The sequence below is a fragment of the Mesorhizobium sp. M7A.F.Ca.CA.004.04.2.1 genome (assembly GCF_004022825.1).
GTDB lineage: Bacteria > Pseudomonadota > Alphaproteobacteria > Rhizobiales > Rhizobiaceae > Mesorhizobium.
Genome location: NZ_RZPH01000113.1, coordinates 1 through 9627 on the forward strand (window position 1 = coordinate 1; position 9627 = coordinate 9627).

General features: G+C 62.4%; 12 protein-coding genes. 2 read left to right on the forward strand and 10 right to left on the reverse strand.

Going from position 1 to position 9627, the window contains the following annotated elements; all coding sequences use genetic code 11:
* Nucleotides 1-992: amidase (locus EN893_RS07810; protein WP_128361470.1), on the reverse strand; the 992-nt coding region annotated here is incomplete at its 3' end.
* A gap of 540 nt (nucleotides 993-1532) precedes the next feature.
* On the opposite strand from EN893_RS07810, the gene odc2 reads away from it, so the two are divergent.
* Together odc2 and EN893_RS07820 are read left to right on the forward strand one after the other, a co-directional pair.
* Nucleotides 1533-2666, forward strand: coding sequence for an ornithine/lysine decarboxylase (gene odc2, locus EN893_RS07815; protein WP_127272801.1), 1134 nt, complete (start codon nucleotides 1533-1535; stop codon nucleotides 2664-2666).
* A 171-nt stretch (nucleotides 2667-2837) separates the two neighbouring features.
* A complete protein-coding gene (locus EN893_RS07820; protein WP_127270036.1) occupies nucleotides 2838-3407 on the forward strand; it encodes an N-acetyltransferase in 570 nt (189 codons plus the stop codon).
* A gap of 90 nt (nucleotides 3408-3497) precedes the next feature.
* Here EN893_RS07820 and EN893_RS07825 read toward each other — a convergent pair whose 3' ends face one another.
* The 9 genes from EN893_RS07825 to EN893_RS07860 form a co-directional block, all read right to left on the reverse strand.
* Nucleotides 3498-3782: an SCP2 sterol-binding domain-containing protein gene (locus EN893_RS07825; RefSeq protein WP_013529756.1), complete on the reverse strand. Its 285-nt coding sequence runs from the start codon at nucleotides 3780-3782 to the stop codon at nucleotides 3498-3500.
* 198 nt (nucleotides 3783-3980) lie between these two features.
* Complete coding sequence (locus EN893_RS07830) at nucleotides 3981-4496, reverse strand: hypothetical protein (protein WP_127270032.1); 516 nt, start codon at nucleotides 4494-4496, stop codon at nucleotides 3981-3983.
* 97 nt (nucleotides 4497-4593) lie between these two features.
* The gene (locus EN893_RS07835; protein ID WP_127270030.1) at nucleotides 4594-5019 is read right to left on the reverse strand and encodes a hypothetical protein; all 426 of its coding nucleotides are present in this window, start codon (nucleotides 5017-5019) and stop codon (nucleotides 4594-4596) included.
* Between the two features lie 13 nt (nucleotides 5020-5032).
* The gene (locus tag EN893_RS07840) at nucleotides 5033-5644 is read right to left on the reverse strand and encodes a rod-binding protein (protein ID WP_164900756.1); all 612 of its coding nucleotides are present in this window, start codon (nucleotides 5642-5644) and stop codon (nucleotides 5033-5035) included.
* Nucleotides 5632-5787, reverse strand: a complete 156-nt coding sequence (locus EN893_RS38005) for a hypothetical protein (protein ID WP_164748966.1) — start codon at nucleotides 5785-5787, stop codon at nucleotides 5632-5634. Before EN893_RS38005 ends, EN893_RS07840 begins: the two co-directional genes overlap by 13 nt.
* Nucleotides 5788-5833: 46 nt before the next feature.
* A complete protein-coding gene (locus tag EN893_RS07845; RefSeq protein WP_127271704.1) occupies nucleotides 5834-6727 on the reverse strand; it encodes a carbohydrate ABC transporter permease in 894 nt (297 codons plus the stop codon).
* A gap of 1 nt (nucleotide 6728) precedes the next feature.
* The gene (locus EN893_RS07850) at nucleotides 6729-7679 is read right to left on the reverse strand and encodes a sugar ABC transporter permease (protein WP_127271702.1); all 951 of its coding nucleotides are present in this window, start codon (nucleotides 7677-7679) and stop codon (nucleotides 6729-6731) included.
* A 94-nt stretch (nucleotides 7680-7773) separates the two neighbouring features.
* Complete coding sequence (locus EN893_RS07855) at nucleotides 7774-9099, reverse strand: ABC transporter substrate-binding protein (protein WP_027038230.1); 1326 nt, start codon at nucleotides 9097-9099, stop codon at nucleotides 7774-7776.
* A gap of 36 nt (nucleotides 9100-9135) precedes the next feature.
* Nucleotides 9136-9627 (reverse strand): TOBE domain-containing protein (locus EN893_RS07860; protein ID WP_128361471.1); only part of this gene is annotated, 492 nt, incomplete at its 5' end.

Consider the following 9627-nt stretch of genomic DNA (forward strand, 5'->3'; position numbering starts at 1 on the left):
CTGTCCACGTAAGGCGCCGGACCAGGCACGGTCGGCAGGACAAGGAAGCCGTTCCTGCCGAGCAGGGCGTTCAGTTCGCCGCGAAAGGTCAGACGTCGCACCTTCTCGGCCTGGGCTGTCCTGTCATCGACGGCACGGCCAAAGCCGAAACGCTCCTCGACACCGGGGCCGAGGCCGCGCTCGCCGCTGGTGATCCATTCGCCATGCACCGCCCAGGCCTCCCTGGCCTGCAGCCGGCGAAAGCACCAATAGAGTTCATCGGGAGATGAGGAGAAGCGGATTGCCGGCGTCGCCGGCACGCCGAAGACCGCGCCCGCCAGCCCCTTCATTTCACCATATTCGGCCAGCGCCGGGCGGGCGACCAATCCATCCAGCCAATCCAGCGCCAGCGGCCGGTCCAACACGTGCTGGTGCGGATCGCGGCCGAGCAGCAGCTTGCCGACGGTCTCGTAGGTCTCGATGTCGTCGGCGAACCAGCCGAACGTGTCGAGGCTCGGCGCCAGCTTCATCGTGCCGTCGAGCGGAATGCGGCCATGCGTGGTGCGCAGCCCGATCAGTCCGCAAAAGCTCGCCGGGGCGCGGATCGAGCCGCCGGTGTCTGAGCCGGTGGCGATATCGGCCAGCCTGCCCGCCACCGCCGCCGCCGACCCCGATGAGGAGCCGCCGGTGACGCGGTCGGGTGCCGCCGGGTTCACCGGAAACGAGAAATGCGCATTCTGGCCGAACAACGCGAAGGCAAGCTCGTCGGTCTGCGTCTTGCCGACGAAGCGTGCGCCAGCATCGAGGATCATCTGCACGGCGGGTGCGGTGCGCGAGGCTGCGTGGCTTTCGGCGAATTTTTGCAAATTGCCGCAACCGGTGCGGTAGCCGGCGACGTCGTAGATGTCCTTGACGGCCAGCCGCAGGCCGGCCAGCGGGCCTAGCTGGGCATGTGCCACTGGCATCTGGCGAAGATCGAGAAAGGCGTTGAGAGGGCCGTGCGTGCCTGTCATCGTTCGATATCCGGATACGGTTGCCGCAACATTGTTCGACACCAGAAATTTTACAACCTGCGATACGATTTTTATTGATTGTGAAAGTCTTCGCCCTTATATCGCGCTTGCCCAAAGTCGCACGTGCCTGTGGGTGTCCGCCGATCCTCGAATGGTGAGGGAAATCGGTAAGGTAACTGGAGCCAACCCCTCCAGTCGGTCTAGCGGCCAACCGCCAGCCCGAGGACACCTTGAAGCAACGACGGTGCGGGCCTTTCTGGTGTTCTGCCGGTTGTCCAAAAACCGGGGTTACTGAAGAGGCACACCTTCATTGCCGGCAGTGCGGACGGGTCTCCCATCCAAGCCAAGGCAGACAAAGCGAACCGAGGCCGGGCAAGGCCAAGGTTCACCGCCGCGAGACGGCGCTTCATGGTTCCGGGGTCTCCACCGGCTGGTTCCATGGATATCCGTCCCGCCTTTGTCCACCGCGTGTTCGCGAGGCTGACAGCCCGCGTCCCGCAGCCTTATTGCGCGCCGAAAGGCGCTGATGGAGAGACCCCGATGGCCACCCAGCGCATCCTTGACTTCCTCGCCACCCGACGTCCGACCGGTCCCTGCCTCGTCGTCGACCTCGATGTCGTGCGCGACAATTTCCGCGCCTTCGAGAAGGCGCTGCCCGATTCAAAAATCTACTATGCGGTGAAAGCAAACCCGGCGCCGGAAATCCTGCGCCTGCTTGCTGCGATGGGCTCGTCCTTCGACACCGCTTCCGTTGCCGAAGTCGAGATGGCGATGGACGCCGGTGCGCCGGCGGACCGCATCTCCTTCGGCAACACCATCAAGAAGGAGCGTGACATCGCACGCGCCTACCAGCTCGGCATCCGCCTGTTCGCCGTCGATTGCGTCGAAGAGGTCGAGAAGATCGCTCGCGTCGCTCCAGGCGCGCGCGTGTTCTGCCGCGTGCTGACCGATGGCGAGGGCGCGGAATGGCCGCTGTCGCGCAAGTTCGGCTGCGTGCCAGCGATGGCCGTCGACGTGCTGCGCCATGCCAAGGGGCTCGGCCTCGACGCCTATGGCGTGTCGTTCCATGTCGGCTCGCAGCAGACCGACCTGACCGCCTGGGACCGTGCGCTGGCCGACGCCAAGGTGGTGTTCGCGACGCTCGCCGAAGAAGGCATCGTGTTGAAGATGGTCAATATGGGCGGTGGTTTCCCGACGCGCTATCTGCGTGACGTGCCAGCCGCCCAGGCCTATGGCCAGGCGATCTTCTCGGCGCTGCGCAAGCATTTCGGCAATGCGCTTCCCGAGACCATCATCGAGCCGGGCCGTGGCATGGTCGGCAATGCCGGCGTCATCAAGTCGGAAGTCGTGCTGATCTCGAAGAAAGCGGCCAATGACAATGTGCGCTGGGTGTTCCTCGACATCGGCAAGTTCGGCGGTCTTGCCGAGACGATGGACGAGGCGATCCGCTACCCGATCGTCACGCCGCATGACGGCACGGAGACCGCACCTTGCGTGCTCGCCGGCCCGACCTGCGATTCGGCCGACGTGATGTACGAGAAGACGCCCTATCCGCTGCCTTTGTCGCTGACCATCGGCGACGAGGTGCTGATCGAAGGCACCGGCGCCTACACGACCACCTACTCGGCGGTCGCCTTCAACGGCTTCGAGCCTCTCCGATCCTATGTGATCTGACGGCGCTTCCTCAGCGCATTTTCGGACGGCGAACCGGACACAACTTCGCCTGAAAATGCGCTGAGAGAGCCGATCAGATCATCCCCGGTGGGCGCGTGTCGTCCACCCGGGCTCGCCTGTGGAACAGATCTCCGCTCGCCAGGGATTGCGGAAATGGAAATGTCAGTTGAAATGGAAATGCCAGTTGAAATTGGGGGCCACGCACCGGCCTCTGTGATGGTCGCCGAAACCGCCGCCGATGTTGCGGCGCGCGAGGCGTTGCTCGATCGGGCCATGGGGCCGAAGCGCAGGAAAAAGTCGTCGGAGAAGCTGCGGCGTGGCCGGCGGCCCTCGGAAGGCCTGGCCTTCGTCGCCCGCGATGCTTCGGGCGGCGTGGCCGGCACCGTGCGGCTGTGGGATGTCAGGCTGGGCGAGGGCGGTGCGGCCGTGCTGCTGCTTGGCCCACTTGCCGTCGACCCGTCGCTCAAGAATGCCGGCATCGGCTCGGCGCTGATGCGCCATGCCATCGCCGAAGCGGCGCGTCTCGGCCATGCCGCTATCCTTTTGGTCGGCGATGCGCCCTATTACGCGCGCTTCGGCTTCTCGGCCGAGAAGACCGGTTCACTTGCCATGCCGGGACCCTATGAGCGGCACCGCCTGCTGGCGCTGGAACTGGTGGAAGGCGCGCTTGACGGCGTGCACGGCACGCTGAAGGCGGCCGGCCGCAAGCTGAAGGCGCAGGAACTGATATCGGCGGCCTGACACGAAGCCGGCAGCATTTCATGCAAAAACGCCGCCCGAAAAGGCGGCGTTTTTGCGCTTGGTGGGTGCCGCTTGGGCGGCTGGATGCCTTCAGCCGATCAGCTGGCTGAGCGCCATGGCGACGGTCATGTCGCCTTCGACCTTTATCTTGCCGGTCATGAACGCCATTGTCGGGTTCAGGTCGCCAGCGATCAGCGAATCCAGATCGTCGAGCGAGAGCTTGATGGTGCAGTCGGTGGGTGCATCGGTGTTCGAGACGGTTGCGCCGTCGATGACGATGACGCCGTCGCTGCCGGTGTCGAATTTCACGGAACGATCGAACCCGCTGCTGGCCACGCGCGACTTGATCTTCTCGGCAATCTCCTGAACGCTCACGCTGTTCTCCTTGTCTGGTTGCATCTGTCTCGCAACGGCGCTTCGATCCAGCCGAAGCCCATGCCGCAGTTTCGCGATCACGGTCGCTGCCGCATATAGCTTTGGGTTGACGTTTACGTCAACGCGAATTCGGGCGGTTGGTTCCTGCCGTCGCGGCAGGTGAGCCCCGATGAGGCCGGGACTCCGAGCCGGGGCAACTCAGTGTTCCTTGAACGCCTTGGTCATTTCGCTCGCCGTCTCGCTTTTCTTGCGGCGCAGCCAGTTGTCGCGGATTTCGTCCTTCGACAGGAAATTGACCTGGTCGATCAGAACCTCATGCACCAAGGGCGCGCCGACACGCGCGTTGACGGTATCGCGGATTGCGGCGCGGAAGGCATCGAGATCGATCGTCGCCTTGTTGGTGAAGTCGATCTGCGGATTGGAATAGAGGTAGGAATAGACCTGGTCGGTGATCAGCGCTTCGGCCGGAATGGACAGCTTCTTTATCTGCTCGGGTTCGACGGTGTAGACGAGCTTGGTCAGGAAATAGCCGCCGATCTCAGAATCGCGGATCAGCGGCACCGAAATGATGTCGGTCTTGACGTAGTCGAGACCGCCCAGCATCGGCTTCGGCGTTTCGCCGACACCGCGCTCGCCGGCCGCCTGAAACGAATAGAACACGGCGCCGAGGGTTGCGGCGCAGATCCAGACGGCGATGGCGATGACCTTGATCATCGGCTCTTGTCAGTCCCTTGATCAGTCCCTTGCGAAGGCGACGCGGCACTGCGCCGTTGCTTCGGCAGTATCTCCGAAGTGTCGCTTGTGTTCGGCATCATGCCTTCATCCAGCCGAACTCGCCGGCGGAATAGGTGCCGTCGGTCTCGGCGCGCTGGATGGCGTGCCGCAGCAGGCTGGCGACTTCGTTGACCGCGCTGAGATGCGCCAGGATCGCCGCTTCGTTCTTCGCCAGCTTCTGGCGCAGCCGGGTCAGGCCCTCGCGGTGCTGTTCGAGGAATTCGGCTTCGCTGCCGCCCTTCATGGCGCGCGTCAACTCGTAGAGGTAGCGGCTCTTGCGGGCGTTCGACGCCTTGAGATCATAGTTGGTCGCGTTGCGGATACCGGCCGTCTCTTCCTCGACCACTTCCTCGATGCGACCGATGATGGCGGCGAGGTTGCCGGGCCGCGCGAACGGGATCGGCGCTTCCGACGCGGTCGTGCGTGCTGGCAGATTGGGGGTGGATTCTGAAAAGTCGGCCATGGCGTTTCCCAGTTTAGATCTTGATGTTTGTTTTTATGGTCGTCTCGTCACCGGTCATCGACCCCGCAGCCTTGCGCTGCAATTGGTGGACCAGCGAGGTCGACAGGCTGTTTTGCTGGTCGATCTCGGTCTTTTCCAACCCGCCCGAGACCGGACCGACCGGAACCACGCGCTTGCCTTCGAGATAGTGGTCGGCAAGCATCGACTTGGCGATGCCGATGCCGCCGCGTTCGGCCATCACGTCGGCCACCCGCTCGGCAAGCTGCGATTTCCACATGTCGCCAGCCAGGCCCTTGCCGTAGACGCCCTCGGTGTCCTTTGGCAGCATGTTCTGGATGAAGGTCTGCAGCACCATCGCCTCGAACTTCTTGAATTTGTTGGCCGGGTCGGTTGCAGCGGCGGCCTTGTCGGCGGTGGCGCGCGACAGGATCGAGCCGGCATCGACCGAAGCGGCGGTGTCGAGTGAAAACGTGCCCGCAGCGCCGCCGGCCCGCTGTGCCAGCGCGGCGCGGGCGGTCTCGAGATCCGCCGCCGCGCCGGCGCGTGCCACATCCATAACGATGTCGCTGGGTGGAGAAATCGCCAAGAAAGTCCGCCTTTTACCGGTTTTCCTTAGCCAGACCATGCCTCAACAAGCTTGTGGCAGGCTTGCGGGAAGGAGAGGGAGCGGAGTGCGCGGATCGGATCGAAGCTGCCGGCTTCGCGCCATCGGGCAGATTTTTCCATCGTCGCCTTTGGCCGGAAGCTGACGATCAGCTTGGCACCCACGAGCTTGCTTCGATGGTCCGCCGAGGGTGGGATTTCCGCCTCAGCTTCACTCCTTGACCGCCCCCGTCATCGAGGAGACGTAGTGCTCGACAAAGAATGAATAGAGCACCACCACCGGCAGGGAGCCGATCAGCGCGCCTGCCATCAGGGCTCCCCATTCATAGACGTCCGAACGTACGAGCTCGGTAAGCACGCCGACCGGCACGGTCTTGTTTTCGGACGATTGGATGAAGGTCAAGGCGTAGATGAATTCGTTCCATGACAGGGTGAAAGCGAAGATGCCGGCGGAAATCAGGCCGGGCACCGACAGCGGCAGAACTATCTTGGTCAGGATTTGCCAGCGGCTCGCGCCGTCGATCAGCGCGCATTCTTCCAGTTCGAAGGGTATCGAGCGGAAGTAGCCCATCAAGAGCCACGTGCAGAATGGAATGAGGAAGGTCGGATAGGTGAGGATCAGCGCGAACGGCGTATCGTAAAGCCCGAGGTTGAACACCATTACCGACAGGGGAATGAACAGTATCGAGGGCGGCACGAGATAGGCCAGGAAGATTGCCAAGCCGACCTGCCGCGCCCCGGAAAACCTCAAGCGCTCGATCGCATAGGCAGCGAACACCGCCGCCAGCAGCGACAGGAAAGTTGAGGCGGTCGAGATGATGATCGTGTTGAGAAGCCAGCCCGGATAGGATGTGTCGAAGAGCAGATACCGAATATGCTCGAGTGTCGGATTGACGACCCAGAACGGATTGAAATTGGCATAATCCGTCATCTCGAGATTGGGTTTCACCGCCGTGATCGTCATCCAGTAGAACGGGAACAGCAGCACGATGACGAAGATCAGGAGCGGCAGATAAACGGTGACCACGCGCCGGGGCAGGCTCTGGAGATAGCCCATGCCGCCTTCATCCGTGTTCGGACGATTGTTCGTTTCGATCGCGGCCATGTCAGTCTCCACCGCCCTGCTGCCATTTACGACGTTGCAGCCCGAAATAGCTGAAAAGGATCGCCGCTAGCAGGAACGGGATCATCGCCACCGCGATCGCGGCTCCCTCGCCAAGCTGGCCGCCGGAAATGCCGCGCTGGAACGAGAGCGTCGCCATCAGATGGGTGGCATTCACCGGTCCGCCGCGAGTCAGCACATAGATCAACTGGAAATCGGTGAAGGTGAACAGGACCGAAAAGGTCATGGTGATGGCGATGATCGGCGTCAGCAGCGGCAGCGTCACATAGCGGAACAACTGCCAACGGCTGGCGCCGTCGAGCGTCGCGGCCTCGTAAAGCGATTGGGGAATCGTCTGCAGGCCGGCCAGCAGCGTGATGGCCACGAAAGGAATGCCGCGCCAGACATTGGCAGCGATCACCGAGGCGCGCGCGTTCTCCGGATCGCCAAGGAAATTGATGCGGTGATCGATCAGTCCCATTTCCATGAGCGCCCACGACAGGATGGAGAACTGCGAATCGTAGATCCACCAGAAGGCGATGGCCGAGAGCACCGTCGGCACCACCCACGGCAGCAGGACGATCGCGCGGAAGAACGATTTGAAGGGCAGGTTCTGGTTGAGGATGAGCGCCAGCCAGAGGCCGAGCGCGAATTTCAGGATCGAGGCGCTGATCGTGTAGAGCAAGGTGTTGAAGACGGAGAGCCAGAAGACGGCGTCGCTCCACAGGTATTCATAGTTTTCGACGCCGATGAAGATGCCGGGGCGGCCGATGCGGGCATCGGTGAAGCCGAGCCAGACGCCGAGCCCCAGCGGATAGGTCAGGAAGACAAGCAGCAGTGCAGCCGCCGGAAGCATGAAGCCGAAGCCAAGTGCGTTCCGGCTTTCGCTCCAGCGCGACAGAATCCGTGAGAAGATCGAAGGTCGCGGCTGGATAGCAGCTGACGGCACGGCCATGGGTCGGCTCCTGCTGAGGTCTCATTGATCGGCCGGATCGGCCGCGACGCAATCCGAAGCCAGCCGGGCAGCGGCGCTGCCCGGCTGAGCCGGCTCAAACGCGATAATAGCGATTTGCCCGCTTCTCGGCCTCTTCCATTGCCTCTTGCGGCGTGGCCTGGCCGGTCACCGCTTTGGCGAACATGTCGACCAGCACGTAGTCGGCCATGGTTGCCGCCGAGGCATAGCCGAGCGGCCCGGCATAGCCGTTAGGCCGCAGAGTAGCCGAAGCCTTGGCGTAAGCGGCGTTGTTGGGATCGGCAGTCCACACGGGGTTGTTGTCGAATGCCTTCAGTGTCTGGCAGCAATATCCGGCCGAGGAGGTGATCCAGTCCTTCATTTGCGGTTCCTCGAACATGAACTGCAAATACGCCTTGGCCGCGTTGGGGTAGGGCGTGTAATTGAAGATGACAGCCGTGGTCACCTGGAACAATTCGACGGATTTGCCGACAGGACCGATGGGCAGGTTGGTCGTGCGTATGTCCTTGGCGATTTCAGCCAGCTTTGGATCTTTGTCCTTGTTGATCTTGGCCGTGTTGTAGGCGGAAATTCCATTGGCGATCACCCCCAGTTCGCCGGCCAGGAAGGCGCGGTTGTTGTTGACGTCGAGCCAGCTTTCGGTGCCTGGAATGAAGGTCTTGTAAAGCTCCTGCGCATATTCGATCGCCTTGAGGGTCTCGGGGCTGTTGATCGTTACCTTGCCACTCTCGTCGACCATCTGGCCGCCATGGCTCCACAGCAGCCAATGAGCATAGTTGTTGCCGTCGCCGACGCCATGACCATGCGTGAAGCCGGCCGGATGTCCCTTCGCTTGCAAGGCCTTGCAAAGTTCCAGGAAGCCTTTCGTGTCCTTGGGAAACTCCGAAAAGCCGGCCTCTTTCACCCAGCTTTCCCGATAGACGATGGCATTGCCGATCGTGGCCAGGGGCAGGCCGACGAACTTCCCGTCGCGTGTCGCATATTGCTTAGGTCCCTCGTGCCAGCCGCCATATTTCGAGCCGAGATACTCGCCCAGTTCGCTCACGTCGTGCAGCTTGTCGGGATATTGGTGCGGGTCATCGAACCAGACGAACATCAGGTCGGGGCCGGACCCGACATTTGCTGCGACCGCCGCCTTGGGACGAATGTCCTCCCAGCTTTCCTTGTCGACGCGAACCTCGACACCTGTCGCCTCGGTGAAGCGTTTGGTGTTGGCCAGCCATTGGTCTTCATCGCCCTGGACGAAGGGCGACCAGCGCAGCAGTCTAAGCTTGGCGCCATCCTCGGGTTTGTATTTCAGTCCGTCCTGGGCAAGGGCCGGAGAGCTGATGAACCGACTTCCCAAGGCACCCGCCGCCGCGCCGGCGGTGGTGCGGATCACGTCGCGTCTGGTGAACTTCATGCTCGTTTCCTCCTGTTGTTGTCCTTGCCTGTGGTCCTACTGATCGATACGTGTCTGGAATCTCTGTCCGGTTTCTGCGTGAAAGAGATGGATAAGGCTGGGCTCGGCCGTAAGCCGGATGGTTTCGCCCGGCGTAAAGGAATGTCGTTCCCGGAAATTCGCGACGATCTCTTCGCCGCCGGCTGTCCGGCCGATGAGCTGCACTTCGGACCCGGTTGGTTCAACCACCGCGACGGTGACCGGAATGCCCTGGTCGTCGGACAGCCGCAAATGCTCGGGCCTTATTCCCAGCACCACAGGCTCGCCATTGCGGATGGAAAGTGCCGAGGCCAACGGGACCGAAATCCCCCCGGCGCCGCGGAACGAGGGTGAGCCGTCGGTAGCGATCTCGCCCCTCAGCAAATTCATGGCCGGCGAGCCGATAAAGCTGGCGACAAAAAGATTGTTCGGCCGGTCATAGAGTTCCAGCGGCGGCCCTATCTGCTCGACGATGCCGTCATGCATGACCACGATCTTGTCAGCCATGGT

Excerpts from the sequence above, each read along its gene's own strand:
- EN893_RS07840 (WP_164900756.1), bottom strand. The coding sequence starts at position 5,644 with ATGGTCTGGCTAAGGAAAACCGGTAAAAGGCGGACTTTCTTGGCGATT.
- EN893_RS07855 (WP_027038230.1), bottom strand. The coding sequence starts at position 9,099 with ATGAAGTTCACCAGACGCGACGTGATCCGCACCACCGCCGGCGCGGCG.
- odc2 (WP_127272801.1), top strand. The coding sequence starts at position 1,533 with ATGGCCACCCAGCGCATCCTTGACTTCCTCGCCACCCGACGTCCGACC.
- EN893_RS07830 (WP_127270032.1), bottom strand. The coding sequence starts at position 4,496 with ATGATCAAGGTCATCGCCATCGCCGTCTGGATCTGCGCCGCAACCCTC.
- EN893_RS07820 (WP_127270036.1), top strand. The coding sequence starts at position 2,838 with ATGGAAATGCCAGTTGAAATTGGGGGCCACGCACCGGCCTCTGTGATG.
- EN893_RS07845 (WP_127271704.1), bottom strand. The coding sequence starts at position 6,727 with ATGGCCGCGATCGAAACGAACAATCGTCCGAACACGGATGAAGGCGGC.
- EN893_RS07850 (WP_127271702.1), bottom strand. The coding sequence starts at position 7,679 with ATGGCCGTGCCGTCAGCTGCTATCCAGCCGCGACCTTCGATCTTCTCA.
- EN893_RS07835 (WP_127270030.1), bottom strand. The coding sequence starts at position 5,019 with ATGGCCGACTTTTCAGAATCCACCCCCAATCTGCCAGCACGCACGACC.